Origin of the sequence: Streptosporangium sp. NPDC050855 (assembly GCF_044456585.1) — a bacterium.
Taxonomy (GTDB): Bacteria; Actinomycetota; Actinomycetes; order Streptosporangiales; family Streptosporangiaceae; genus Streptosporangium; species Streptosporangium longisporum.
Map to the genome: position 1 here is coordinate 1 of NZ_JBITFY010000020.1, position 25865 is coordinate 25865.

Annotated in this window: 22 protein-coding genes and 1 pseudogene; 14 read left to right on the forward strand and 9 right to left on the reverse strand. The window is 74.5% G+C overall.

All coding sequences use genetic code 11. The features are described from left to right. Positions 1-172 precede the first annotated feature (172 nt). On the reverse strand, positions 173-1069 hold the full coding sequence (locus ACIBCT_RS31915) for a lysostaphin resistance A-like protein (RefSeq protein WP_399194940.1): 897 nt from the start codon (positions 1067-1069) through the stop codon (positions 173-175). 679 nt (positions 1070-1748) lie between these two features. On the opposite strand from ACIBCT_RS31915, the gene ACIBCT_RS31920 reads away from it, so the two are divergent. Continuing rightward, positions 1749-2153 (forward strand): SRPBCC family protein, encoded by a 405-nt coding sequence (locus ACIBCT_RS31920; protein ID WP_399194942.1) that lies wholly within the window; start codon positions 1749-1751, stop codon positions 2151-2153. A gap of 208 nt (positions 2154-2361) precedes the next feature. Here the strand turns inward: ACIBCT_RS31920 and ACIBCT_RS31925 are convergent. Both ACIBCT_RS31925 and ACIBCT_RS31930 read right to left on the reverse strand, forming a co-directional pair. Beyond that, positions 2362-3330 (reverse strand): annotated as a pseudogene (locus ACIBCT_RS31925) (RNA polymerase sigma factor); the annotation flags it as partial. A gap of 310 nt (positions 3331-3640) precedes the next feature. Further along, the gene (locus tag ACIBCT_RS31930; protein WP_399194944.1) at positions 3641-4150 is read right to left on the reverse strand and encodes a hypothetical protein; all 510 of its coding nucleotides are present in this window, start codon (positions 4148-4150) and stop codon (positions 3641-3643) included. Between the two features lie 231 nt (positions 4151-4381). Here ACIBCT_RS31930 and ACIBCT_RS31935 point away from each other — a divergent pair, with 231 nt between their 5' ends. Beyond that, positions 4382-5668, forward strand: a complete 1287-nt coding sequence (locus ACIBCT_RS31935; RefSeq protein ID WP_399195231.1) for a sensor histidine kinase — start codon at positions 4382-4384, stop codon at positions 5666-5668. Positions 5669-5787: 119 nt separating this feature from the next. After that, positions 5788-6432 (forward strand): response regulator transcription factor, encoded by a 645-nt coding sequence (locus tag ACIBCT_RS31940; RefSeq protein ID WP_399194946.1) that lies wholly within the window; start codon positions 5788-5790, stop codon positions 6430-6432. Here the strand turns inward: ACIBCT_RS31940 and ACIBCT_RS31945 are convergent. Then, a complete protein-coding gene (locus ACIBCT_RS31945; protein ID WP_399194948.1) occupies positions 6417-8096 on the reverse strand; it encodes a serine hydrolase domain-containing protein in 1680 nt (559 codons plus the stop codon). The two genes, ACIBCT_RS31940 and ACIBCT_RS31945, sit on opposite strands and share 16 nt — an antisense overlap. Positions 8097-8431: 335 nt before the next feature. On the opposite strand from ACIBCT_RS31945, the gene ACIBCT_RS31950 reads away from it, so the two are divergent. From ACIBCT_RS31950 to ACIBCT_RS31960, 3 genes are all read left to right on the forward strand, one after another. Continuing rightward, the gene (locus ACIBCT_RS31950) at positions 8432-10273 is read left to right on the forward strand and encodes a discoidin domain-containing protein (RefSeq protein WP_399194950.1); all 1842 of its coding nucleotides are present in this window, start codon (positions 8432-8434) and stop codon (positions 10271-10273) included. Between the two features lie 160 nt (positions 10274-10433). Continuing rightward, positions 10434-10646, forward strand: coding sequence for a hypothetical protein (locus tag ACIBCT_RS31955; RefSeq protein ID WP_399194952.1), 213 nt, complete (start codon positions 10434-10436; stop codon positions 10644-10646). A 9-nt stretch (positions 10647-10655) separates the two neighbouring features. After that, complete coding sequence (locus ACIBCT_RS31960; protein ID WP_399194954.1) at positions 10656-11678, forward strand: RimK family alpha-L-glutamate ligase; 1023 nt, start codon at positions 10656-10658, stop codon at positions 11676-11678. On the opposite strand, the gene ACIBCT_RS31965 is transcribed toward ACIBCT_RS31960, so the two are convergent. Further along, positions 11647-12555 (reverse strand): pyridoxamine 5'-phosphate oxidase family protein, encoded by a 909-nt coding sequence (locus ACIBCT_RS31965; RefSeq protein WP_399194956.1) that lies wholly within the window; start codon positions 12553-12555, stop codon positions 11647-11649. The genes ACIBCT_RS31960 and ACIBCT_RS31965 overlap by 32 nt on opposite strands. Continuing rightward, positions 12552-12989 carry a hypothetical protein gene (locus ACIBCT_RS31970; protein ID WP_399194958.1) on the reverse strand — a complete coding sequence of 146 codons (438 nt, stop codon included), beginning with the start codon at positions 12987-12989 and terminating at the stop codon, positions 12552-12554. The genes ACIBCT_RS31965 and ACIBCT_RS31970 overlap by 4 nt, the downstream gene beginning before the upstream one ends. Before the next feature lie 215 nt (positions 12990-13204). Here ACIBCT_RS31970 and ACIBCT_RS31975 point away from each other — a divergent pair, with 215 nt between their 5' ends. Further along, on the forward strand, positions 13205-13615 hold the full coding sequence (locus tag ACIBCT_RS31975) for a RidA family protein (RefSeq protein ID WP_399194960.1): 411 nt from the start codon (positions 13205-13207) through the stop codon (positions 13613-13615). Positions 13616-13713: 98 nt separating this feature from the next. Here the strand turns inward: ACIBCT_RS31975 and ACIBCT_RS31980 are convergent, their stop codons facing one another. Together ACIBCT_RS31980 and ACIBCT_RS31985 are read right to left on the reverse strand one after the other, a co-directional pair. Continuing rightward, positions 13714-14382: a hypothetical protein gene (locus tag ACIBCT_RS31980; RefSeq protein WP_399194962.1), complete on the reverse strand. Its 669-nt coding sequence runs from the start codon at positions 14380-14382 to the stop codon at positions 13714-13716. Beyond that, the gene (locus tag ACIBCT_RS31985) at positions 14379-14822 is read right to left on the reverse strand and encodes a MarR family winged helix-turn-helix transcriptional regulator (RefSeq protein ID WP_399194964.1); all 444 of its coding nucleotides are present in this window, start codon (positions 14820-14822) and stop codon (positions 14379-14381) included. Before ACIBCT_RS31985 ends, ACIBCT_RS31980 begins: the two co-directional genes overlap by 4 nt. Positions 14823-14880: 58 nt before the next feature. Here ACIBCT_RS31985 and ACIBCT_RS31990 point away from each other — a divergent pair, with 58 nt between their 5' ends. The 3 genes from ACIBCT_RS31990 to ACIBCT_RS32000 all read left to right on the forward strand — a co-directional run bounded on the left by ACIBCT_RS31990 (position 14881) and on the right by ACIBCT_RS32000 (position 16652). Next, positions 14881-15009: a hypothetical protein gene (locus ACIBCT_RS31990; RefSeq protein ID WP_399194966.1), complete on the forward strand. Its 129-nt coding sequence runs from the start codon at positions 14881-14883 to the stop codon at positions 15007-15009. 138 nt (positions 15010-15147) lie between these two features. Then, a complete protein-coding gene (locus ACIBCT_RS31995; RefSeq protein ID WP_399194968.1) occupies positions 15148-15915 on the forward strand; it encodes a helix-turn-helix domain-containing protein in 768 nt (255 codons plus the stop codon). Continuing rightward, positions 15912-16652, forward strand: coding sequence for an SRPBCC domain-containing protein (locus ACIBCT_RS32000; RefSeq protein WP_399194970.1), 741 nt, complete (start codon positions 15912-15914; stop codon positions 16650-16652). Before ACIBCT_RS31995 ends, ACIBCT_RS32000 begins: the two co-directional genes overlap by 4 nt. Before the next feature lie 89 nt (positions 16653-16741). Here the strand turns inward: ACIBCT_RS32000 and ACIBCT_RS32005 are convergent, their stop codons facing one another. Further along, positions 16742-18088, reverse strand: a complete 1347-nt coding sequence (locus ACIBCT_RS32005) for a cation:proton antiporter (RefSeq protein ID WP_399194972.1) — start codon at positions 18086-18088, stop codon at positions 16742-16744. Between the two features lie 260 nt (positions 18089-18348). Here ACIBCT_RS32005 and ACIBCT_RS32010 point away from each other — a divergent pair, with 260 nt between their 5' ends. The 4 genes from ACIBCT_RS32010 (at position 18349) to ACIBCT_RS32025 (ending at position 25785) form a co-directional block, all read left to right on the forward strand. After that, a complete protein-coding gene (locus ACIBCT_RS32010) occupies positions 18349-19821 on the forward strand; it encodes a helix-turn-helix domain-containing protein (RefSeq protein WP_399194974.1) in 1473 nt (490 codons plus the stop codon). A gap of 268 nt (positions 19822-20089) precedes the next feature. Beyond that, a complete protein-coding gene (locus tag ACIBCT_RS32015) occupies positions 20090-21139 on the forward strand; it encodes a FecCD family ABC transporter permease (RefSeq protein WP_399194976.1) in 1050 nt (349 codons plus the stop codon). Further along, entirely contained in the window at positions 21136-22164 is a 1029-nt protein-coding gene (locus ACIBCT_RS32020; RefSeq protein WP_344897044.1) for an iron chelate uptake ABC transporter family permease subunit, read from the forward strand. The genes ACIBCT_RS32015 and ACIBCT_RS32020 overlap by 4 nt, the downstream gene beginning before the upstream one ends. Positions 22165-22251: 87 nt before the next feature. After that, the gene (locus ACIBCT_RS32025) at positions 22252-25785 is read left to right on the forward strand and encodes an amino acid adenylation domain-containing protein (protein ID WP_399194978.1); all 3534 of its coding nucleotides are present in this window, start codon (positions 22252-22254) and stop codon (positions 25783-25785) included. Positions 25786-25865: the final 80 nt, after the last annotated feature.

Genomic DNA, 25865 nt, shown 5'->3' on the forward strand with positions numbered 1-25865 from the left:
CCACCCCCCCCCCCCCCCCCCCCCCCCCCCCCGCCCCCCCCCCCCCCCCCCCCCCCCCCCCCCCCCCCCCCCCCCCCCCCCCCCCCCCCCCCCCCCCCCCCCCCCCCCCCCCCCCCCCCCCCCCCCCCCCCCCCCCCCGGCGCGAGGGGACGACGGCCCCGAGGCCGGGACGTCAGGGGGAGAGCGTCTCGATCCTCCGTCTCCTGGCCATGATCACCACCACGACCGCGTACAGGCCGAGCTGGACCACCGTCCCCGTCAGGCTCTGCCAGGGCACCGACCCCTGCTTCAGCGCCTCGTCGAGGGACCCGTCGGCCCCGCTCACCCCGAACGCCAGCACGTTGTTGGCCACGTGCAGCGCGATGGCGGCCTCCAGGCCGCCGGTCCGCACCGCCAGCCAGCCCATCAGGGCGCCGAACGCGAAGACGTCGAGGATGCCCCAGTCGACGTAGGCGTGCACCGCGGTGAAACCGGCGGCGCTCAGCAGGATGCCCGGCCAGGGGTTGGCGAGGAAGGCGCCGAACGCCTGGAGCAGCCAGCCCCGGAAGACGTACTCCTCGGCGGCGGCCTGGAACGGCACCAGGAGCACGGTGACGATCAGGGCGGGCAGGAAGCGCTCCCAGCCGACCCAGCCGAACAGCTCGCCCAGGTCCTCGCCGGTCACCAGGTAGGTGAGGGCGACCGTGCCCTGGCCCAGCACCACCGAGGCGGTGGCCACCGCCGCGCACCAGGCCATCCACCGCCACCGCAGGCGGCCGACGACCGAGGACAGGGTGCCGGGCGGCCGGCGCTGGATCCACGCGGCGATCCCGTACACGACGGGCAGGGTGGCGGCGATGGCGAACAGGTTGACGCCCAGTTCGAGGACCGGGTCCTCGAACATCCGCTCGCCCGACCCGGAGATCCCAGCACCGGTGAACGCGGCGATCAGCGTGCCGCCGAGGACCACGGCGAGTATGACCAGCATGACGCCGAGCAGGCCCGCGAGCGTGCCCAGCACGGGCCGCCACCAGGCGTGCAGGGGGGTACGGGCCAGCCGGTCGTAGCGGGTACCGGACGGGGCCGCCACGAACCAGGGGGCCGGCCTCGGGGGCGGGGGGTACTGCCCGGACGGGCCGTACCCGCCGGGGACCCGTGGATCGTACGGAGGACCGGGGACCGGCGGGCCCGATGGTGGGCCCAAGGGCGGACCCGGTGGCGGGCCTGATGGCGGACCCGGTGGCGGACCCGGTGGCGGGCCCGGTGTCCGCGGATCGTAGGGAGGGCCCGGTGTCTGTGGGACCGACGGCGGGCCGGGGACCCCCGGTCCGGGGGGTGAGCCGGGGACCCGCGGGTCCTGGGGCGGGTGGGAGGCCCGCGGGGACGGGTCCTGGGCCGGCGAGGGTGTCGCCGTGGGGTCGGAATCCTGAGGGACGTGCATGTCTCATTCCGTTTCGATACGTTCGCGGAGGTCACCGGGCCGGGAACGGGACACGCCGCGGCGCGCCCGGCGTTCCGCACGCGATCTCGGCGCACCTTCAGGCACAACGACGCCGGAGGCCACCGGGTTCCTCCCCGGCCCCGCGTCCTCCGAAGCCGGACCGGCGCGCCGTCCCGCCCGCGTGCCCGGCCGGGCCCGGCTCGACCTCGGATTTCGTGGATGGACCCGGCGGTGAGGGGTAAGTCGTCGATCAACGGACCGGGGACGACGACCGGCCGACGACCCGCACGGGACGCGGTCAGGGGGTCTCCACGCTGAAGGAGTAGGTATGAGTGAATACGAGCGTTCCCGCAGGATCGCGGCGCCGCCGGGGGTGGTGTTCGACCGGGCGGAGGACCTGGACGGGCTCGACGACTGGCTCCCGCGCGACCTGCACGTGCACGCCGGGGAGCAGCCGCCCGCGGTGACCGTGCACGAGGACTCCACCGGAACGGACGCCCGCGCGCTGCTGCGGGCCGAACGCGACCAGCTCCGGATGGAGTGGGGCACCCGCGACAACGGCCGCTACGCCGGATGGCTCCAGGTGGCCGACAGCGGGGAGAACGAGAGCGAGGTGACGATCCACCTGTCGTTCTTCGACGAGGATCACGCCCCGCCGGCCGAGGCCGTCGACCGGGCGCTCGGCGACAGCCTGGAGCGGCTGGCCCGCCAGGTGGACCGTCAGGGCGCCTGATCGCGTACGGGAGGGCGGACCGTCAGGGCGTCTGATCGCGTGCGGAGGGGCGGGGAGAGACAGGTGGCCGGAAGATCACGTCCCTGTGTGATCCTCCGGCCCTTGCCCGATGTTTCGGGCCGCCCGGCCCGTCCGGTTGCATCACTTTCGCGCCGTCCGGCGGGACGTGTCCCGGGGGCGGGCCGGTTCGCGGGAAGGACGGGAAGGATCAGGTCAGGTAGTCGCGCAGCGCGCGGGAGCGGGAGGGGTGGCGCAGCTTCGTCATGGTCTTGGACTCGATCTGCCGGATGCGCTCGCGGGTCACCCCGTAGGCGCGGCCGATCTCCTCCAGGGTCTTGGGGCGGCCGTCGCCGAGCCCGAACCGCATCGCCACCACCCCGGCCTCACGCTCGGAGAGGGCCTCCAGGATCGTGTGCAGCTGCTCCTGCAGCAGCGCGGCGGCCACCGCGTCCTCAGGGGTGATCGCCTCGGAGTCCTCGATGAGGTCGCCGAACTCGCTGTCGCCCTCGGTGCCCAGGGGGCTGTGCAGGGAGATCGGCTCGCGCCCGTACCCCTGCACCTCGACGACCCGCTCCGGGGTCATCTCCAGCTCGACCGCGAGCTCCTCGGGGGTGGGCTCGCGGCCCAGGTCGGTGGTCATCTGCCGGTGCACGCGGGCCAGCTTGTTGATCACTTCGACCATGTGGACCGGGATGCGGATGGTCCGCGCCTGGTCGGCGAGCGCACGGGTGATCGCCTGCTTGATCCACCAGGTGGCGTACGTGGAGAACTTGAAGCCCTTGGTGTAGTCGAACTTCTCGACCGCGCGGATCAGGCCCAGGTTGCCCTCCTGGATCAGGTCCAGGAAGAGCATGCCGCGGCCGGTGTGGCGCTTGGCCAGCGAGACCACCAGGCGGAGGTTGGCCTCCAGCAGGTGGTTCTTGGCCCGGTGGCCGTCCTCGGCGAGCCATTCGAGCTCCGCGCGGACGTCGGGCTGGAGCCGGTCGGCCTCGTTGAGGCGCTCGGTGGCGAACAGTCCGGCCTCGATCCGCCGGGCGAGCTCGACCTCCTGCTCGGCGTTGAGCAGCGGGATCCTGCCGATCTGCTTGAGGTAGTCCTTGACCGGGTCGGTGCTGGCGCCGACGCTCGACTCCAGGGCGGCGGGCACCTCGTCGTCGTCCGTCAGGACGAGTTCCTCTTCGTCGACGGTGCCCTCCACGGTGGCGGCTTCCATGGCGTTCACACCTTCCCCAGGTCTGGTCAGATACAACAACCCGTGCAGTTCAAGGTACGTCCCGCGACGGGATGCTGCGGCGCCTGGCTCGCCGTCGTGGCCTTCGCCGCCCCGGAGAGCCTCCGCCGCACATGTGTGTTCCCGCCCAGGGCAGGGCTATTCCGTTCCGCCGCCGACGAGTCGGAGCCGCCCGCGGCTCCTGCGAGACGCCGCGGGCGCCGCCCGTGGTCGGTGGGACGTGGGAAGGGGGAATGGATCCGCCGGACCCGCCGGATCAGGCCGGGAAGTCCCTGGGGTTGACGCCGGTCGTCCGGGCGTTGCCGTTCCTGACGGGATTGATGGTCAGGGTCCAGACGGTCGAGCTGGTCGCGGTCGTGCTGAACCTCAGCTTCTGGGTGAAGCGCTGGTAAGAGGGAGCGCTGGCGAACCTGCCCCGGGAGGTGCTGAACCGGTAGCCGGAGGTGAAGAAGATCGTGTAGGTGCCGTCCCTGACCTCCCTGACGGAGGCGGTGGACCGCGCGCGGACGTAGACGCTGATCGCCTTGGACCTGCCGCGGACCAGCGTGACGACGGCGTCCCTGCTGTTGCCGTTCTTGATCTTCAGCCTGCCCAGGCCACCGCTGATGCGGTTGTAGAGGATCTTTCCGTTGCCCGGCCGCGCGGCGGCCTCGGTCGAGGAGACGGCGACGCTCTCCTGGGACGCGGCGGTGGCGGGGGCGGCGACGGAGCCGGTCAGCAGAACGGCTGCGAGCATCGCTCCGGCGAGCGTACGTGGTTTCGTCATTGCGCAAATATGACTAATCTCCAGTAATCGGTCAACGCAATTCGCGATCGCGGCACCCCTCGGTCATTTTCGCGCTTTTGACTGTTTTTCCCCTTTTAATCACCTGCTTCGGCCGGCGTCATCCGTCCCGGCACCGGCCCGGACGGCGTGCCCGCCCGCGCCCGTGTCCGTGCCCGCGCGGTCGTCGTGGCCGGCCGGGGAGAGGTCAATACAATTCATCCGGTGCCGACCATGCCGACCATGCCGACCATGCCCACGACGTCGAGGACGACCGCCCCGCCGCGACCGGCGCGCCGGTCCGGACGGGCCGGGGCGCCGGTCGCGCGGGCCGCACGGCGACTCGTCGGACTGGCCGCAGGCGGGATGACGGGCGTCGCCGAGCTCGGCTTCCTGTGCGTCGCGGGCGTGCTGCTGGCGGTCCCGGGGACGTGGCCCGCGGGCCGCCGGGCCGCCCGGCGCCTCGCGGCGGCCGGGGCGGAGCGGCTGGTCGCGCTGGAACGGGCCCGGCTGGCGGCGTGGTTCGACCACGACCTCGGCGAGGTCCCGGCCGGGAACCGGTACCGCTACCTCGCGCTGCGGGCGACGTTCGGCGCGCTCGCGAGCTACCTGACGTTCACCGGCCTCTTCGTCGGCCTGCTGTTCCTGGCCGGTGGTGTCGAGGGGCTGCTCTCCGGCACCTCGTACCCGGTCCCGCTGCGGTATCCCGGCGTGCGCCTGACGGTCGACAGCGGGCCGCTGGGCACCGCCCACGGGCTGGTCCTGCTGGGAGCGGCCGCGCTGTGGGGCGCGGTGACGGTGACCGCGGAGCGACGGCTGGCCGCCTGCCTCGCCGGTCCCGGGGAGCGGGAGGCGATGCGCCGCCGCATCGCGGAGCTGACCTCCTCCCGCAGCGGCATCGTGCGGGCCGTCGACGACGAGCGGCGGCGCATCGAGCGCGACCTGCACGACGGCGTCCAGCAGCGGGGCGTGGCCCTGGGCATGCTGCTGGGCCGCGCGCGGCACGGGAGTGACCCGGCCGTGGTCGCCGGGCTGGTGGAGCAGGCCCACGCGGAGTCGCGCCGCCTCCTGGAGGAGCTGCGCGGCGTCGCCTGGCGGATCTACCCCTCCGCCCTGGACGAGCTGGGCCTGCGCGCCGCGCTCACCGGGGTGGCGGAACAGGCGGGCCTGCCGGTGAACGTCCGCTACGACCTCGTCGAACGTCCCGTCTCCGAGGTCGAGACCGCCGTCTACTTCGTGGTCCGCGAGGCCATCTCCAACGCCGCCAAGCACGCCGCCGCCACGGGCGTCCTGGTGGTCCTGGACGAGGACGGGCACGCCGTCACCGTGGAGATCTCCGACGACGGCCGGGGCGGGGCGGACCCCGCAGGGAGCGGCCTGTCCGGGCTGGAGCGTCGGGTGCTGGCCCTGGACGGCACGTTCGCGGTGCACAGCCCCCCGGGCGGCCCGACCAGGATCACGGCCGTCCTGCCCCTCGGCGGGCCCGCGGCACCGCCCCGGGGGACCGATGCCCCCCGGTGAACCCCCCGTCGTCCCGGCCGGGTCCCGTCCGGCCTCTTCCGGTCCGTGTCCCCTCGTGTCCCCTCGTGTCCGCCCGACGGGTTCCCCCGCCGGCACCCGCACCCACCTCCGGAGCCCCCATGCGACTGGTCCTCGCCGACGATTCCGTGCTGTTCCGGGAGGGACTGGTCCGCCTGCTGGAGGAGGCCGGCCACGCGGTCGTGGCGGCGGTGGGCGACGCGGCGGCGCTGCTGGAGGCCGTGGACGAGCACCGTCCCGACGTGGCGATCGTGGACGTGCGCATGCCGCCGGGCCAGGCCGGTGAGGGGCTGCGGGCCTCGCTGACGATCCGGGAGCGCCTGCCGGACGTCGGCGTGCTCGTGCTCTCGCAGTACGTCGAGACGACCTACGCCTCCCGGCTGCTCACCGGGGCACCCGAAGGGCTGGGGTACCTGCTCAAGGACCGGGTCACCGAGGTGGGGGAGTTCCTGGAGTCGCTGGAGCGGGTCGGCGCGGGCGGGACGGTGTTCGATCCGGAGGTGGTCAGGCGGCTGCTGGCCCGCACCACGCGCGCCGACCCGCTCGGCAGGCTCACCCCGCGGGAGACCCAGGTGCTGGAGCACCTGGCCCAGGGCCTCGTCAACGCCGCGATCGCCGAGCGCCTGCACGTCTCGCAGAGCGCGGTGGAGAAACACGTCAACGCGATCTTCGACAAGCTCGGGCTCGTCCACGTCCCCGGCTACAGCCGGCGCGTGCTGGCCGTGCTGCGCTACCTCGGCGCCTGACCCGCGCCGGCCGGGACCAGGTGCCGCAGGCGGGCCAGGAGCAGCAGCGCGCAGGCCACGGCGGCCAGGAGGAGCCAGATCACGAACGAGAGGTAGAGGTAGGCCACGTGCGCCCAGGTGGCGTCGCCCCCTCGGGACAGCACCCGGAACACATCGGTGATCGTCAGGCAGAGCACCCCCGGCGCCGCGTACGGCAGCAGCCGGGCCGCCGTCCGCCACCCCGGGCGCCCGGCGTGCCGTGCCGCCCAGCGGCGCGAGCGGACCAGACCCCGTCCGGCGAGCGCGAGCGTCAGCACGGCGGCGAGCGCGAACGCGGCGTCGACGAGCAGGAACGGTGAGGGGGAGGGCGGCGGTCCGGGCTTCCTCCCCTCGGCCATGGCGACCAGCGCGTCGGCGATCGCACCGCTGTCGTCGTAGGCGGTTCCGGTGTTGGCCATCACCACGATGCCGTGGCCGGAGCGGAGCAGCAGCGTCTGCCGGGCCGTGGCGGTGGACAGGTCGCCGTCGTGCTCCACGACCGGCGCGCCGCCCTCGGTCGTGCCGAGCGCCCAGCCCAGCGCGTACGAGCGCTTGATCCGGGACGGGGTGCGCATCTCGGCCACGCCCTCGGCGGAGACGACGCGCACACCGCCGGGGCCGGTGCCCTGGCCGGCCTGCATGATCATCCACCGCGCCATGTCGGCCGCGCTGCTGATCACTCCGCCCGAGCCGTTGCCGAACCCGTGCGGTTCGGCGAGGGCGATCGGGACGCCGAGCAGGTGCAGGTGCCCGCGCGCGGTCGGCGGCAGGTCCCGTTCGGTGTCGATCGTGCGGCTGTCGCGCATGCCGAGCGGGCCGAACACGTGGGTCCGCAGGCGTCCGGCGAAGGGCACCCCGGCCACCACCTCCACCAGCCTCGCCGCGACCTGGAAGTTGGTGTTGTGGTAGCTCCACCGCGTGCCGGGGTCGGCGGCCAGCCGTGCCCCGCGCAGGCGCGCGACCGCCTCGCGCAGGGAACGCGGCTGGGGCAGGCTCCTCTCGCGGAAGACCGACGTGGCCATCCCCGACGTCTGGTCCAGCAGCTGCCGGACGGTGATGCGCGCCGCCCGGGGGTCGGCCATCGTGAACTCCGGGAGCGCCTCGCGCACCGGCGCGTCGAGCCTGACCCTCCCCTCCTCCACGAGCTGCATGACCGCGAGCGAGGTGAAGGACTTGCTGAGCGAGGCGACGGCCATCGGCGTCCGTTCGGTGACCGGCTCGCCGGAGGCGGTGCGGCCGTAACCGGCGACGTGCACGACCTTCGCGCCCCGGGTGACGGCGACCGCGACCCCGGGCAGGCCGGTGGCCTCGCGGTAGGCGCTCACGAACCGGTCGACGGCCGCGGGGTCGATCTCGCGCCCGGCCCCGGCCGCGGTCCTTGATGTCGAGAGGAGGGCTTCCGCGCCCGGGGAGGCCGGTCCGCCCGGAACCGCCGGGGGAGTCCAGGTCCGGGAGCCGGACGGGGACCAGGGCGCAGACGAGGACGAGGACGGGGACGAGGACGGGGACGAGGACGGGGACGAGGACGGGGACGAGGAGAGGGCGGCGGCGGGCGGGACGGCCGCCAGGGCGAGGACGCAGGCCGCCGAGAGACCGGCGGCGAGACGCTGGAACACCGGGCCGCCGGTGATGTCGAGTTCGGGCATCGTCCGACCGTAGGGAGCGCCCCCGGGCCCGGACCATTGCGAGATCCCTCCCTTCCCCCTGCGGAAAACCACAGGGCGGATCGCCCCCTACCCCTCCGGTGCCAGGGCCCGGCCGGTCCGGCACCCGATCCGCCGCGTCCCCGTCGCGAGAAATGAATATGTATTTTGCAAAAATAAGTAGAAACATTGCAGACATCTGCTCGTCATCTTATGGTGTCAGCAGCGCCGCCCGTTGATCTCCAGGTGACCGGCGGCACCCCCACCCCCCATCAGGCCGGATCGCGGTGACGGCGCGTCCCGCGGCGATCCGGCCCGGCGTGACGAAGGGTCAGCCGATGACGACATCCGACCGATCCCCCACCCGCCCGCACCGCCTCGGCGGCCGCGCCATGACCGTGCTGGCGATCCTGCTGGCCGCCCTGTGCTGGACCGGCGCCCAGGCGCCACCGGCGGCCCGCGGCGCGGCCGTCCCGGAACAGTCCTCCAACGTCCACCTGTTCTACTACCCCTGGTACGGCAACCCCCAGGTGAGCGGGGGCTGGCGGCACTGGGAGCAGGGCGGCCACACCCCGCCGGACGACATCGGCGCCGACCTCTACCCCACCCTGGGCGCCTACGACTCCGCAGACCACGCCGGAGCCGTCACCCGGCACATGCAGTGGATCAAGCAGGCCGGGGTCGGCGTCATCGTCTACAGCTGGTGGGGCGTCGGCGGTCCCGAGGACCGCATCGCCCAGGGCGTGCTGGACGCGGCCGCGCGCCACGGCATCAAGGTCGCCTGGCACCTGGAGCCCTACGGCGGGCGCACCGCGGCCTCCACCGTGGCGGACATCCGCTACATCAACGACCGCTACGGCTCCCACCCCGCCTTCTACCGCTCGGCCGAGCACGGCGGCCGGGCCGCGTTCTACGTCTTCGAGAGCCTGCGCATCACCGACTGGTCGGCGCTCGACCAGGTCACCGCGAACAACATCGTGCTCGCCCAGACCACCGACACCTCGAAGATCGCGCACTTCTCCGGCATGTACACCTACGACGGGATCGCCGGCACCACCGCGCCCGGCTGGGCCGACGCGAGCGCGTACGCCAGGCGCAACAACCTGATTTGGGCGCCCTCCGTGGCCCCCGGCTACATCGACGACCGCGCGGTGCCCGGCAACACCACCCCGACCCTCGGCCGCGCGAACGGCGCCACCTACGACCTGGAGTGGTCCAACGCCCTGGACCCGGCCAAGGGCGGCCTGCCCACCTGGGTCTCGGTCACCTCGTTCAACGAGTGGCACGAGGGCAGCTCCATCGAACCGGCCGACTCCACCCCGCCGGCCGGGTTCGGCTACCAGACCTACGAGGGCGCCTACGGCAGGACCGGGGCCGCCGCGGAGACCGCGTACCTGGACAGGACGAAGTACTGGGCGACGGAGTTCGAGACCCGCAGGGCCGGTGGCCAGGGCGACACGCGTCCCCCCACGGCGCCGGGTGCCGCGCGGGCCGTCCCGGCCTCGTCCACCAGCGTGACCGTGGGCTGGACCGCCTCCACCGACGACGTCGGGGTGACCGGCTACGACGTCCACCGCGAGGCCGGCGCCGTCGACCCGCTGGTGGGGAGCACCACCGGCACGTCGTTGACCGTCACCGGCCTCACCCCGTCCACCGCCTACTCCTTCTACGTCGTCGCCAGGGACGCCGCGCGGAACACCTCGCCGCCCTCCGGCACGGTGACCGCGACGACCGGGCCCCCGGCCGGCTGCTCCCCGAACACCGGCGACATGGCCAGGGGAAGGCCGGTCGTGGCGAGCGGCGTCACGCAGAACTACGTGGCCGCCAACGCCGTCGACGGTGACGCGTCCACCTACTGGGAGAGCGTCAACCACGCCTTCCCGCAGTCCGTCACCGTCGACCTGTGCGCGCAGGCCCAGGCCGGGCGCGTGGTGCTGAGGGTGCCGCCGGCCGCCGCCTGGTCCAGGCGCACCCAGACCCTGTCGGTGCTCGGCTCCGCCGACGGCACGTCGTTCACCACCCTGGCGGGCTCACGGGGCCACGTCTTCGACCCGGCCACCGGCAACACCGTGACCGTCACGTTCCCGGCGGCGGCCGTCAGGTACGTGCGGGTGACCGTCACCGGCAACACCGGCTGGCCCGCCGCGCAGCTCTCCTCGTTCGAGGTGCACCGCCCCTGAGCCACCCTTCCGGACGTCCCGAGGGAGGAACGGGAGGATCCGTCCCCGGCCGGCGCGGCACCGGCCGGGGACCGGTCTCGCGCGGCGACACGAACGCCCCGCGCGTATATGGTTACCCGCAGTGACGACGTCCTGACGGGACCGACCGGAGGCTGAGACCATGGCAGAGCTCGCGCACTTCATCACCGACCTTCCCGGCAGCCTGGCGGGTGAGACCCGCCGGAGGTCCGGGGCCGCGCTGACGTACACCTACGCGGAGGGCGGAGACGACCCGACCACGCTGGCCATCGGCGAGGAGGGGGACGACGGCCCCACCACCTACGCGCTCGGCGAGGAGGGCGACGACCACGGCTGGGGTCGCGCCGGCGCGTAGGGGCCCGACATGACCCGCTGGGGGATCATCGGCCCGCCGGGCGACCCGCAGGTGGCGAACGTGACCGCCGCCCTGCGGGAGCGTGGCGCCGAGCCCGTCGTCCTCGACCTGTCGGGGTTTCCGGCACGGTCGAGGCTCTCGCTGCTCGACGGGACGCCCTCGGCCCCGGGGGTGGACGTCACCGCCGTCCGCGCCTGGTACCTGCGCTCCATGCCGCTCCCGCTGCCCTTCGCCCCCTGGCCGGGGCAGGGCGGGCGGCCCGGCCAGGACGCCCGGGACGACGCCCGGGGAGATCGGGGCGGGGTCACGCCGGAGGAACGGGAGCGCGAGCAGCGCTCGGCGTACGCCGGGGGGCGTGAGCGCCGCTCGTTCACGTTCGGTTTCGTCACCGCGCTGCGGCACGGCGGCGCGGTGCTCGTCAACCCTCCCGAGACGCTGGGCCAGCACTTCCTCAAGCTCGACCAGCTCCGGAGGCTGCGCGAGGCCGCGGTGCCGGTGCCCCGCACGCTCGCCACCAACGATCCCGACGCCGTCGCCGGCTTCGCGCGCGCCACCGCGGGGCCGGTCGTCTACAAACCGCTCGCCGGGGGCGCCCTGTGCCGCCGGATCACCCCCGACGACCTGCGCCCCGAACGGCTGCGGCTGCTGGCCACCGCGCCGGTGCTCTTCCAGGAGGAGGTGCCCGGCCGCAACCTGCGCGTGTACGTGGTGGACGGCGAGGTGGCCGCCTCGTACGAGATCGTCTCCGAGGAGCTGGACTTCCGGGGGGCCGAGCGGGCCGTGCTCCCGGAGCCGCCGAGCGAGCAGGAGCGCGACGCCTGCCTGCGCGCGGCCAGGGCGTGCGGGCTGACCTTCACCGGCGTCGACGTGCGCCGGAGGGACGACGGCACGTTCGCGGTGCTGGAGTGCAACCCCTCGCCCATGTTCGCCGCCGTCGAGCGCCGTACCGGCTCGGCGGGCGTCACCCGGGCGCTGGCCGCCCTGCTGTGCCGCGCGGCCGTCACGGGCCGCGCCGGATGCGCCGGCCGGTGACCTCGTTCGCGGAGATCCGCAGGTACGGCTCCTCCTCGCCGTCCGTCCAGGGCCGTACGCCCAGCGCCGCCAGGGCCGCCCGGTCCTCCTCGGAGGAGACCTGGTCGATCCCGCCGCGCACCATCACGCTCCAGCCCTCGCGGCCGGCGTCGTCGATCCGGTCCACCTCGAAGGCGACCTTGGTCTCGACGCCCTCGACGCCCTCGACGCCCTCGACGCCCTCGACGCCCTCGACGTCGAGGTGCGGGGTCTCCTCCAGCGGGCCGCCGCAGGCCGTACGGAAGATCACCGAATCGCCGTGCAGGGCGTAGTCGACCGGCTGGATCACCGGTCCGCCGACGCCCTCGAAGGCGATCCGTCCCACCCCGCCGGGGGTGATGAGCCGCAGGCACTCGTCCCGGTCGAGCCGCTGCGACCGTGCCGCGGAGGACGGCCGCCCGTACCAGGACGGCCGGTCGCCCCCGGAGGGCCGGTCACTGCCGGACGGCCGCTCGTCCCCGGGGGGCCGATCGCCTCCGGACGACCTGTCATTCCCGGACGGCCGCTCCTCCCCGGACGACCTGTCGTCCCAGGACGAGCGGCCGGGCACCGACGGCGGCCCGTGCCCCGACGACAGGCCGGACCCGGGCGACACGTCGTACCCCGACGGCGGGCCGGTGTTCCCGCCGAGCAGTTCCTCCGGCCGGGTGTCCAGGGCGGTGGCCACCCGGTTCACGGTCCCGGGGTTCGGCGAGGCCACGGTCTCCTCCAGGTAGGCGAGGTACCCGGGGTCGATCCCGGCCCGCAGGGCCAGTTCCTCCCGGGTCAGGCCGAGGTCCTCGCGCCGCCTGGCGATCCGGCGGCCGAGGTCGCCGGGAGCCGATACGCGTCCAGTCATGGGATTTCTCCTGCCGAGAACGGTGACGCCGGTGCGAGTCCGGGGCTCCTCCGGCTCCGCGTCCCCCGTCCGGCGTCATCTGAGGCCTCCCCGCACCGGCGCGCGGCTAATCCGACCTGGTCGGAGCCGGTACGTCCCCTTCCGGCCGCCGGAGGGTCCCGCAGCACCACCTCACCGTCCACGCCCATGTCCTTGCTCACGTCCGCGGCGGCGACGTAGTGGCCCAGGTGGTGCAGGAAACGCCCCTCCTCGCCGATGGTCAGGGAACGGGTGAGGGAGCGCAGGCCGTCGGCGCCGATCACCAGGTCGAAGCGGCGGGCTCCGCCCCGCTCGAAGGTGACGTTCACCCCGTCGCCGTCCTGCTCCAGCGTGCCGACGGAGTCGCCGAAGACGTACTCCACGTCGTCCGCGGTGGTCTCGTGGAGGATCCTCACCAGGTGAGATCCACGCGTCCGGCGAGGACGTGGACACGGGTCCAGGGAAGGCCCGTGACCGTCGGGACGCCCGCGGACCTGCCTTCGCCGGGCGAGGTCTAGGGTTGTGTCGCCATTCGGGCAGGGGACGGCCGCCGTCCCGGAGACCGCCCGGGACGTCGGCCGTGCCCCCGCGGCACGCGCCGTGACGCGCCGACAGACGACGAGGAGAACCGATGATCCGCCGCTGGAACCCCGACGGCCCGGCCGCGCCGCTCGGCCGGTACAGCCACCTGGCGTCCGTGCCCGCCGGTCACGAGCTGCTGGTCATGTCCGGCCAGGTCGGCGTCATGGAGGACGGCACCCTGGCGGGGACGGACGCCGAGTCCCAGACCCGGCAGGTCTTCGCCAACATCGAGAGCCTGCTGCGCTCCGCCGGAGCCGGGCCCGAGCACCTGGTCAAGCTGTTCACCATGCTCTCCGGTACGGAGCACCTGGCGGGCTCGCGGGCCGCACAGGGTGAGGTGTTCGCCCGCTGGTTCCCGGAGGGCGACTGGCCCGCGCACTCGCTGATCGTGGTCGCCGCCCTCGCCGCCCCCGGACTCCTCGTCGAGGTCGAGGCCATCGCCGCCGTCCCGCGCGGCTGACCGCCGCACGCCCGGGCGGGAGGGGCGGTCCAGCGGGCGGGATCGCCAGGTCCGTGCGGCCACCCGCCGCGCGCCCGGGGGGCAGGGGATGCGGCGGCTCAGCCGGTGGCGATCGTCAGGTCCGCGCGGCTCCGGACGTCGTCGCGGGCGTGGAACCTCTCCTCCTGGGCCGCCCAGCGCTCCCAGTGCGGGGCGTAGAGGTCGCCGTCCCGCTCCAGCGCGCGGGTCCTGCGCACCTCGTCGGGTGCCTCCAGCCACACCAGGCCGCTCAGGTACGGCGCGGCGGCCAGGGCTCCGGAGCCGGTGCCGTCGATGACGAGGACCCCGGTGTCCGGTACCTCGTGCCATTCGGCGTAGCCGCCCGCCGTCCAGTCGTAGCGCCTCCACCGCGCGCGCCCGTCCAGGCCCAACGGCCGCAGGACCCACCGGACCAGCGCGTCCACCCCGCCCAGCAGGCCGTCCCAGCCGGGGTAGAGGTCGTCCATCCGCACGACGGGCGCGCCCAGCCCGGCGGCCACGGCGGTGGCGAGGGTGGACTTGCCCGATCCCGACCGTCCCTCGACGGCCAGGACGCGGGTGCCGCCCGCGCGGGCGGGACGCGCCCGCAGCCAGGCGGCGACGCGCGCCGCGTGCCGGCCGGACGGACCGGGCGTGGCCCCCGGCGGGCCGGGGTCCGGTCCCGGGGCGTGCCGCGCGGCCTCGCGTCGTCGTCCGCCCTCCTCGTCGCGCGCCGGGGACGTTTCCCCGGACCCCTCGGGGGACGTCACGAGTCCTCGGCCGAGGACAGGCGGGCGGTCTGGTCCTTCAGGACCGCGATGGTCCTGGTCACGTAGTCGTGGATCAGGGCCAGCTCGCGCTCGTCGTACTCGGCCATGAAGGCGCCCATCTCGCGGCCGAGCCCGGCGAAGATGGCGCCGAGGTCGGGGGTGCGCCCGGAGGTGGCGGTGACCAGCACCCGCCGCCGGTCGGCCGGGTCGGGGACGCGCCGCACGTACCCGGCCCGCTCCAGGCGGTCGACCAGGGCGGTGATCGCGCTGGCACCGAACCCGAGCTCGGCGGCGAGCGCCCCGGCGGGCAGCGGGCCCTTCCTGGTGACGACCCCCAGGGCCTTGTGATCGATCGCGCTGAGCCCCAGCCGCCGCGCGACCGCCTCGTGGAAGATCACCACCGCGGTGCTCAGCTCCCAGCCCAGTTCGGCGCCGTCCATCTCACTCCAATTACTTCACTATGGTGAATAGTTCAATGCTCTGTAATAATTTAGCGGTATGACTCTTCTTACCGTGATCCTCGACGCGCCGGTGCCCGAGCACGCGCCGGTGCCCGAGCACGCGCCGGTGCCCGAGCACGCGGGAGAGCCGGAGCGCGCGGGGAAGCCTGCGTCACCGAAGGGCTGACGCCCGGCCGGACGGGGACCCGCCCGGCCGGACGGCGGCACCGGCGTCCTCGTTCGGGCCCCAGGGAGTGACGGACGGTGCGGGACGCCACCCGCACCGTCATTTGACAGATTAATTTGTCCAATGCTTTGATGCAGCATGGCCGCGACCGAGATGACGCTCATGGACGAGCCCGACCGCCTGCGTCTGGCGCTCACCCCGATCCGCCGGCGTCTCCTCGGCCGCCTGCGCGAGCCCGCCTCGGCGGTCCGCCTCGCCGCCGACCTCGGCCTGCCGCGGCAGCGGGTCGGCTACCACCTCAAGGTGCTGGAGGAGGCCGGGCTGATCGAGCTGGTGGAGGAGCGCCCGCGGCGCGGCTTCGTCGAGCGCGTCATGCGCGTGACCGCCAAGGCGTTCCTCGTCGATCCCGGCGTGCTCACCTCCCCCGAGGAGACCACCGGGGCCGCGGAGCCCGGCGACACGACCGGACCGACCGGCACGACCGGACCGACCGGCACGACCGGGGCGGACGCGGTGGCGGTCGAGGCCGAGGTGGCCGCCGAGACCGACGCGGAGTTCCGCCGCGTCGCCGACCGGTACGCCGCCGAGCACCTCGTCGAGGCGGCCGCCGACACCGTGCGCGACGTCACCCGGATGGCCGACGCCGCCGACCGGCAGGGCGTCCGGCTGCTGACGTTCACCCTGGAGGCGCAGGTGCGCTTCGCCGAGCCCGGCGACGTGCACGACTTCACCGAAGCGCTCGCCGACGCCCTCGCCCGGGTCGCGGAACGCTTCGACACCCCCGGCGGGCGGCCCTACCGCCTCGTCGCCGGTGGCCACCCCGCCCCGGCCCGCAGGGAGCGGGCGACCGGCCCTCTTCCCGGGGCCGACGCCCCGCCGAACCCACACCCGGAGGTATCCGAATGACCGATGAACCGTTCGTCGTCGACGTCACCATCGCCGCGCCCGTCGGCGAGGTCTGGGACGCCCTGCGCGACCCCGCCCTGATCCGGCGCTGGCACGGCTGGCACTTCGACGGTCTCGACGAGGAGATCGACGTCATCTACCGCAAGGGGGCCGTCGAGTCTGCCGAGGACCACCGGCTGGAGATCCAGGGCGACGACGTCTTCGAGCTGACCGACCTGGGCGACCGGACGCGCCTGCGGCTGACCCGCGCCCCGCGCGGCGGCGATCCGGAGTGGGACGCCTACTACGACGACATCACCGAGGGCTGGATCACCTTCGTCAACCAGCTGGCGTTCGCCCTGGAGCGCCACCCCGGCGCCGACCGGCGCACGGTCTTCCTCTCCGGAGCCGCGACCACGCCGCTGCTGGAGGCGGCCGGGCTCGCGGCGACGGCCGATCTGCCCCCCGGGCGCCCGTACGAGGTGACCGGCCCCACCGGCGAGCCGCTCCGCGGACAGGTCAGGTTCCGCTCGGCCAACCAGGTCGGGCTCACCGTCGAGGGCTGGGGGGACGGGCTGCTGGTCGCCGGCCAGAACCCGTCCTCGCCCGCCCATCCGGACGGCACCGTCATGATGGTGCTCACCGCGTACGGCCTCGACGAGGCGGCGTTCGCCGACCTGGAGTCCCGCTGGAACGCCTGGTGGGCGCAGACCTACCCGCCGGTGGCCGAGGACGGGCCGGTGCCCGCGCAAGAGTAGGGCCCCCGCCGCGCACGGGGGCGGGGTTCCGGGGACGCGGCGGGCCGGGAGGACCCGGCCCGCCGTCGGGGACCACGCCTCGTGGCGGGTCACACGATCGGTTCGGAACCGCCCACCGGCTGCCGGGTCCACGCCTGGTGCTCGGCCTCGCGGATCTTCTCCTCGGAGGTCTGCTCCACCTTGGCCATGGCGAGCCGCAGGATCGGCGGCGCCATCAGGGACGTCACGATCGCCACGAGGATCACGATGGTGTACGCCTCCACGCTGAGGATCCCCAGCCGCAGGCCGACCATGGCGACCACGACCTCGATCACGCCGCGGGCGTTGAGCCCGGCGCCCAGCGCGAGCGCCTCCCACCGGTTGAGCCTGCTCAGCCGCGCCCCGGCGTAGGCGCCCAGGAACTTGCCGATGATCGCGATGGCCAGGATGACCAGACCGGCGAGCAGCACCTCGGGCCTGGCCAGCGCGGTCAGGTCCATCCGCAGCCCCGCGGTGGCGAAGAAGATGGGCGCGAACCCCGAGAGCACGACCGTGCGCAGCGGGGCGAGTCTGGTCGGGTCGACCTTGCCCGCGGTGGTGATCAGGATGCCGCAGATGAACGCGCCGAAGACCGCCTCGAGGCCCAGGGCGTGGGTTCCGGCCCCGGCGAGGATGACGAGGACGGCCGCGGCGGCGACGGTGGGACCGGGCTCGTCGGACCGGGCGGCGAGCCGCAGGGTGTGCCTGACCAGCGGGCGGCCGAGGGTGAGCGCGAAGACGATGATGGCGACCAGGTAGGCGAACGAGGTCAGCACCGTGGCGGTGGAGACCGCGTTGACCGCCATCGCGCTCACGATCGACAGCATGAACCAGCCGAAGGCGTCGTCGATCATTCCGGCGGTCAGCGTGAGCTGGCCGATGTTGCGGTGCAGCAGGTTCATGTCCATCAGGGTCTTGGCGATGACCGGGATCGCGCTGACGCACATCGCCACACCCATGAACAGGGCGAAGACCGTGACGTCGGTGCCTTCGGGGATCAGTGCCTTCGGGAGCACGAAGCCGGCGCCGATGCCCAGCGCCAGCGGGATGACGAGGCCGCCGATGCTGACGCCGGCGGCCGTGCCGCCGCGGCGGCGGACCAGCCCCATGTCCATGTGCATGCCGGTCAGGCCGACCAGCAGCAGCACGCCGATCTGACCGACGGCGTCGAGCAGGTGGTACTGCTCGGGGACGGCCGGGAACAGCCAGCCGTGCACGCCCGGCGCGGCCCAGGCGAGGAGCGAGGGGCCGAGGATCACGCCGACGGACAGTTCCCCGACGACGGCGGGCATGCCGAACCGGGCGGCGAGGCGTCCGAGGGACACCGCCAGCATGAGCAGGATCCCGACCTGGAGCAGGAAGACCAGCAGTTCGTGGGCGGCGATCGGCGCTATGGGAGCGGCCAGGGAGGGGGGCATCGTTCTCCTTCGACGTCTCAGAGTCGATAGAAGAAGTACCCGCTCTCACTTGGCGCCCACTTGTATCCGAATCACAACAATCATCACACCGCTCTCCGCCCGGGAGCCTTCGGGCGATCCGGTGGAGCGAGTTCAAAACGGTTCGCCGTCACGGCGCCGCCGGCCGCGAACGGCAGTACGATCTACTGTAATTGACAGTAAACCGTGCGTAAGGAGTGGGACGTGAATCTCATCGTGCCCCCGGCGGAACGGCTCCGGTGATGGCCGGTCAAGCGACCATCGGCGACCGCGTCCGCGGACTGCGGCTGAACCACCACATGTCCCAGGCGCAGCTGGCCGGACCGGACCTGTCGGACAGCTACGTGTCGCTCATCGAGTCCGGCAAGCGGACTCCCACCCCGGTCGTCACCCGCCTGCTCGCCGACCGGCTCGGCTGCACCGCGGAGTTCCTGCTCCACGGGATCGAGCCGCACCAGCGCGTCGACACCGGGCTCGCCCTGCGCCACGCCGAGCTGGAACTGCTGTACGGCGACCCGGCCCTGGCGTCCGGCCGGTTCGCGGCCGTTGTCAAGGCCGCCGACCACGACGGGGCCGTGCTCGGCGCCCAGGCGCGGCTCGGCCAGGCCCGCGCCCTGGAGGCGGAGGGCCGTACGGCACAGGCGGTCGAGGCCTACGAGCGGCTCCGCCGCGAGGCCGCGGCGCATCCCGAACGCCTGGCCGACCTCCCGCTCGTCGTGGCGCTCTGCCGGTGCTACCACCGCGCCGGCGACACGCTGCGCGCCGGGGACCTCGGCGCCGAGGCGGTCGCCATGGCCGACCGGCTCGGGCTGGACCGCGGTGACCTGGCCCTCGACCTCGCCGCGGTGCTCGCCGAGACGGAGATCGACCTCTCCTACCCGGAGCGGGTGCTGGCGGCGTCCGGCGTCCCCCAGGTCGGTGGCCCCGGCTCGGAGGCCCTGGAGCTGTGGCGGGCCAGCCTGGCCGCGGCCGAGGAGGACTCCATGCTCGCCGTGGTGCTCGCCGACGACGCCATCGCCGCGGGCAGGCCCGCGCGGGAGGCCGGCCGCTACGTACGCGGCGCGATGCACTGGGCGTGGCTCGCCACCGCGCGGCCCGGCGCCGCCGACCTGACCCGGGCGGGGGAGTTCGCGGCCTCCGCCGTCGACGTCCTCTCCACACTGGCACCCGGAACGCCCGAGCATGCCCGCAGCCTGCTCGTGCTCTCCCGCGTGCGACTGCGCGCCGGCGTGAACGGGACGGCGGACGCCGCCGACCTCGGCGGCACGGACCGTACGGGGCACTCCGAGCCGCTGGACGACGTCGCCGCCCTGGTGGACCGCGCGCTCACCCTGCTCGACGGCGCGCGCGGCACGGTGCCGGCCATGGCGTCCGTGATCCTGGCCGAACTCGCCCTGGCACGCTCCAAAGACGCCGCACCGGCGCTGGCGGAGGCCGAGCGCCTGCTCGACGGGGACCCGGCGGCCCCGGCGGTCCCGGTGGCTCCGGCGGTCCCGGTGGCTCCGGTCGCCGGCCGGGAGACGGCCCGGCTCTGGCGCGAGATCGGCGACCTGTGGGGGCGGGCCGGATCGCCGGCGGGGCAGATGAACGCCTACCGCAGGGCCCTCGAGCGCGTCGGTGTCGCGGCGCGTCCCGAGACGCCACCGGCCCCGGCGCGGTACGCGGTGGCGATCCCGGTACGCTCCGGCGTCCCGGCGGGACCCGGAACGGGGTGAAGGACGGCACGCTCCGGCCCGGAACGAGGTGAACGCCGGGGCGGGGACGGGACGAACGGCGTCCCGGGGGAGCGGCGAACCGGGAACGGGGTGAACGGCGGGGCGGGGACGGGGTGAGCGTCGGCCCCGCGGCGACCATGGCGACCATGGCGACCATGGCGATCGCTGCGATCGCAGCGATCGCTGCGATCGCTGCGAGGGCGGCGATGCGGCGGGGAGGCGGGGCGTCCGTCACCACGTCCGGTTAGGTTGGGCTAACTTGAAGCGCGTGCCTCCCCCCGTCGTCTCCTCTCCCGTCGCGCCTCCCCCCGCGAGGAGCGCGTACCTGCCCGGCCGGTTCGCCGCCCTGTGCCTGCTCGGTGCCCTGCTGCTGCTCACCGTGCTGGCGAGCATCGTGATCGGTGCCAAGCACATCCCGCCGGGCCAGGCCCTGGCCGCGGTCCTCGCCCCGGACGGCTCGGAGAACGCGCTGATCGTCCAGCAGCTCCGGTTGCCGCGGACCCTGCTGGGCGTGGGCGTCGGCGCGGCGCTCGGCCTGGCGGGCGCGCTCATGCAGGCGCTGACCCGCAACCCGCTGGCCGAGCCCGGCCTGCTCGGCGTCAACGGGGGCGCCGCGGTGGCCGTGGTGACGGTGATCGCCCTGTTCCGGGTGGACGACGTCCTCGTCTACGTGTGGGCGGCGTTCCTCGGGGCGGCCGGAGCGGCCGCGCTGGTCTACGCGGTCGGGACGCGCGGCCGTTCCGGTGCCGCCCCGGCCCGGCTGGTGCTGGCCGGTGCCGGGATCAACGCGGTGTTCAGCTCCCTGACCGCGGGGCTGATGCTGCTCAGCCCGCGCAGCTTCGGCGGCTTCCGGTTCTGGCAGGTCGGCTCGCTCTCCGGGCGCGACCTGGAGGTCTTCCTGCGGATCGGCCCGTTCCTGCTGGCCGGTACGGTGCTGGCGCTCCTGCTGGCCCGCCCGCTCAACGCGCTGGCGCTGGGGGAGGACACCGGGCGGGCGCTGGGCGCGCGGCCCGGCCGGACCCGCGCGCTGGGGGCGCTGGCCGTCGTGGTGCTGTGCGGCGCGGCCACCGCGGCGGTGGGGCCGATCATGTTCCTCGGGCTGGCGGTGCCGTTCACGGTCCGCGCCCTGGCGGGACCGGACCAGCGCCGGGTGCTGCCGTACTCGCTGCTGCTGGCGCCGGTGCTGCTGCTGTGGGCCGACATCCTCGGCCGCGTGGTCGCGGCGCCCGGGGAGCTGGAGACGGGGCTGGTCACCGCGTTCCTGGGTGCCCCCCTGCTGGCGCTGATGGTCCGTCGCGGAAGGGTTCCCCAGCTGTGAGCACGAGTCGTGTCCTGCGCGCCGGGACGTTCTCCCTGCGGTGGGAGCCGTGGTCGGTGGCGGTCTGCGCCGTCCTGACCGGCATCGCCCTGGGGGCGGCGGTGGTCGTGGTCGGCACCGGCGAGCTCCCGCTCTCCGTCACCGAGGTGCTGGCCGCCCTGACCGGGCAGGGGGACCGGGCCACCGAGTTCATCGTGCTCAACCTCCGCCTGCCCCGGGCCGTCACCGGCCTGCTCGCCGGGATCGCCCTCGGACTGAGCGGCGCGATCTTCCAGAGCATCACGCGCAACCCGCTGGGCAGCCCCGACCTGATCGGGTTCACCACCGGTTCGGCCACCGGCGCGCTGGTGCAGATCCTCGTCGTCGGCGGCGGGGCCCTGGCCGTCGCGGCCAGCTCCGTGCTGGGCGCGGTGCTGACCGCGCTCGCCGTCTACCTGGTCGCCTACCGCGGCGGGGTGCACGGCTACCGGCTGGTCCTGGTCGGGGTGGCCGCGGCCGCGATGCTCGAGTCCTTCAACGCCTACCTCATCACCCGCGCCGAGCTGCGCGAGGCGTACGAGGCGGCGTTCTGGCTCACCGGCAGCCTGAACGGCAGGAGCTGGCAGCACGCCTGGCCGCTGGCCGCGGCCATGGTGGTGCTGGTGCCGGTCGCGCTGGCGTTCGGTCGCCGGTTGCGCATGGGGGAGCTGGGTGACGACGCCGCGCTCGCGCTGGGCGTGCCGGTCCAGCGGACCCGGGCCGCGCTGGTGGTGACCGGTGTGGGCCTGGTGGCGGTGGCGACCGCGGCGGTGGGCCCGGTCCCGTTCGTCGCGCTGGCCGCGCCGCAGCTCGCGCGCAGGCTCACCCGCCGCCCGGGGACGCAGCCCGTGCCGTCCGCGCTGATGGGCGCGGCGCTGCTGGTCTTCAGCGACCTGGTGACGCTGCACCTGCCGATTCCCCTCCCGGTCGGCGTGGTCACCGGCGTGCTGGGCGGGGTGTACCTGGTCTGGCTGCTGTCCAGCGAGGGGGCCAGGGGGCGGGCGTGAGCGGCCCGCGGAGCTCCGGCCTGGTCGTGCGTTGACGATCGAACACGCCTAAATTAGGTTAGCCTTACCTGATTAAAGGGGAGCTCTGTGCTGACCAGGGAAGAACTTCACGATTCGCTGACGGAACTGCTCGGAGAGCCGGTCGAGGCGGACGACAACCTCATCGAGCTGGGCATGGACTCGATCCAGCTGATGGGGCTGACCGGCCGCCTGCGCCGGCTCGGCGTCGAGGTCGGTTTCGCCGAGCTCGCGCGCCGGCCCACGCTGGCCGAATGGTGGGAACTGCTCGCCGAGCGCGGCGCCCTCGCTCCCGGTGGGGACGGCGCCCCCGCCTCCACCGCGACCTCCGGTACGACCCCCGCCGCGGACGCGGACGCCGACGCGGCTTTGGGGTCGGGGACGGGGACGGCACACGGCCGCGAGACCGACGCCACCGAGGACGCCACCGAGCCGGACGGGCCCTTTCCGCTCGCGCTCATGCAGCACGCCTACTGGATCGGCCGCGACTCCGGCCAGTCGCTCGGCTCCGTCGCCGCGCACCTGTACGTGGAACTCGACGGCCGCCGGATCGACCCCGGCCGCCTGGAGCGGGCCGTCGTCGCGCTCGTCGAGCGGCACCCGATGCTGCGGGCCGCGATCCGCGACGACGGCACCCAGATCGTCCTGCCGGAGCGGCCCGGACCTGCCGTCACCGTGCACGACCTGCGCGCCGTCCCCGACCCCGAGGCGGAGCTGGAGCGGCTGCGCGCGGAGATGTCCACCCAGCGGCTCCGCATCGAGACCGGCCGGGTGTTCGACGCGAGGCTGAGCCTGCTGCCCTCCGGCGAGGCCCGGCTGCACCTGGACGTCGACATGGTCGCCGCCGACGCGATGAGCTACCGCACGATGCTGGCCGACCTCGCCGCGCTGTACGAGGGCGAGAGCCTGCCGCCGATCGGCTACAGCTACGCGCGCTACCTGGCGGCCGACCCGCGCGCGCAGGCCCGCGAGCGCGACCGGCGCTGGTGGGCCGGACGGCTCGGCGAGCTGTCCGGCCCGCCCGAGCTGCCGGTCGTCGCGCAGCCCGGCGACCGGGTCGTGCGCAAGCACCACTGGCTGGCCCCCGACGACAGGCGGCGGCTGATCGCCCGCGCGCACCGCGAGGGCGTCACCCCGGCCATGGCGCTGGCCGCCGTCTTCGCCGAGGTCATGGGCGCCTGGTCGGCGACGCCGCGCTTCCTGCTGAACCTGCCGCTCTTCCACCGCGAGCCGATCCACCCCGACGTGGACGCCCTGGTCGGCGACTTCACCGGTTCGGTCCTGCTGGAGGCGGACCTGTCGCGGGAGCTGCCGTTCACCGAGCGCGCCCGCGAGCTGCAGACGCTGCTGCACACGGCGGGCGAGCACAGCGACTACTCCGGCGTGGAGGTGCTGCGGGACCTGTCGCGCTCGCGCGGCGAGCAGGTGCTCGCGCCGATCGTCTACACCAGCGCGCTCAACCTCGGCGAGCTGTTCGGCGACCGGGCCCGGCGCGCCTTCGGCGAGCCGGAGTGGATCATCTCCCAGGGGCCGCAGGTGCTGCTGGACGCGCAGGTCACCGAGGTCTCCGACGGGCTGCTGCTCAACTGGGACGTCCGCGACCCGGCCTTCCCCGAGGGCGTCGCCGACGCGATGTTCGCCGCCTACACCGGCGCGATCACCCGCCTGGGCGCGTCCGACGCGGACTGGGACGAACCCCTGCGGATCGGCCCGTCCCCCGACCGGCTGCGCCTGCGCCACCGGCTCAACGCCCAGCCCCCGCCGCCCGCCAGGACGCTGCACGAGGGGTTCTTCGAGCGGGCGCGCACCACCCCGGGCCTGCCGGCCCTGCACTGGGGCGAGAACGGCACCCTCACCTACGGCGCGCTCGCCGACCGGGCGCTGTGCGTGGCCGCCCACCTGAGGGACGAGGGGGTACGGCCCGGCGACCGCGTCTCGGTCGAACTGCCCAAGGGCCCCGACCAGGCCGTCGCGGTGCTCGGCGTGCTGGCCGCCGGTGCCGCGTACGTCCCGGTGGGGTCCGGGCAGCCCGCCGCGCGCCGCGAGCGGATCCTCGCGACCGCCGGGGTCGCGGTCTCGCTCACCCCGGACTCGCTGGCGGCGGCCGTGTCGCACCCCGCGCCCGCCGACGCCCCGGTGGCCGTCACCCCGGAACGGGTCGGGTACGTGCTGTTCACCTCGGGGTCCACCGGGGAGCCCAAGGGCGTCGAGGTCTCGCACCGGGCCGCGATGAACACCATCGGCGACCTCGTCGAGCGGTTCTCGATCGGCGAGGGGGACGTCTCGCTCGCGGTGTCGGCGCTCGACTTCGACCTGTCGGTGTTCGACCTGTTCGCGCTCTGGTCGGCGGGCGGCGCCGTGGTGCTGCCGGACCAGGAGGAGCGGCGCGACGCCACCCGCTGGGCCGAGCTGGCCGGACGCTGGTCGGTGACCGTGCTCAACTGCGTGCCGTCGGTGCTGGAGATGCTGCTGCAGACCGGTCCCGTCCCGAGCCTGCGGCTGGTGCTGCTCGGCGGCGACTGGGTCGGCACGCACCTGCCCGCGCTGCTGCGGGAGCGCTCACCCGGCTGCAGGTTCGTCGCCCTCGGCGGCACGACCGAGACGGCCATCCACTCGACCGTGCTGGAGGTCGACGGCGAGGTGCCCGCCGACTGGACGGCCATCCCGTACGGCGTGCCGCTGCGCGGGGTCGCCTGCCGGGTCGTGGACGAGCTGGGGCGGGACCGTCCCGACTGGGCCCAGGGCGAGCTGTGGATCGGCGGCGGGGGCGTCGCGGACGGGTACACCGGCGACCCCGGGCGCACCGCGGACCGCTTCGTCGTCCACGAGGGCACCCGCTGGTACCGGACCGGGGACATGGCCCGCTACCGGCCGGACGGCACGCTGGAGTTCCTCGGGCGGCGCGACCACCAGGTGAAGGTCCGCGGCTTCCGGATCGAGCTCGGCGAGGTCGAGGCCACGCTGGAGAGCCACCCCCGGGTCCGCAGGGCCGTGGGCCTGCTCGCGGACGCGCGGCTGGCCGCGGCGGTGGTGCTCACCGACGAACCCGGTCGGCCCGGCGAGTCCGACGAACCGGGCCGGTCCGGTGAAGCGGAAGAAGGCGTCACCGGGGACCTGCTCGCCCACCTGCGGGAGCTGCTGCCCCCGCACATGATCCCGGACCTGCTGGTGCCGGTGGAGGCGCTGCCGCTCACCGCCAACGACAAGGTGGACCGCAGGGCGCTCACCGCCCTGGTCGCCGCGGCGGCCGGGCAGGCGGGCGCCCCCTACACCGCCCCGGGAACCGCGCTGGAGCGGGTGCTCGCCCGGATCGTCGGCGAGGTGCTGGACGTGCCGAGGGTCGGCGCGCACGACGACATCTTCGCGCTCGGCGGGGACTCGGTGCTGGCCACCACGGTCATCGCCCGGCTGCGCGAGGCGCTCGACGCGTCGTCGCTGCCGTTGCGGGCCCTGTTCACCGAGCGGACCGTGTCGCGCATCGCCCACCGGTTCACCGAGACGGAGGAGACGCCCGGCAGGCTGGAGGCGGTCGCGGAGATCTGGCTCGCGGTGGAGGGCATGTCCGAGGACGAGATCGACGAACGCCTGGGAGCCGGGCGGTAGCCCGCAGGTCCCGTGGGCACCGGACGGGCGCCCAGGAACCGGCGGGACCCACCGGATCGGCAGGGAGCCGCCGGGACCCG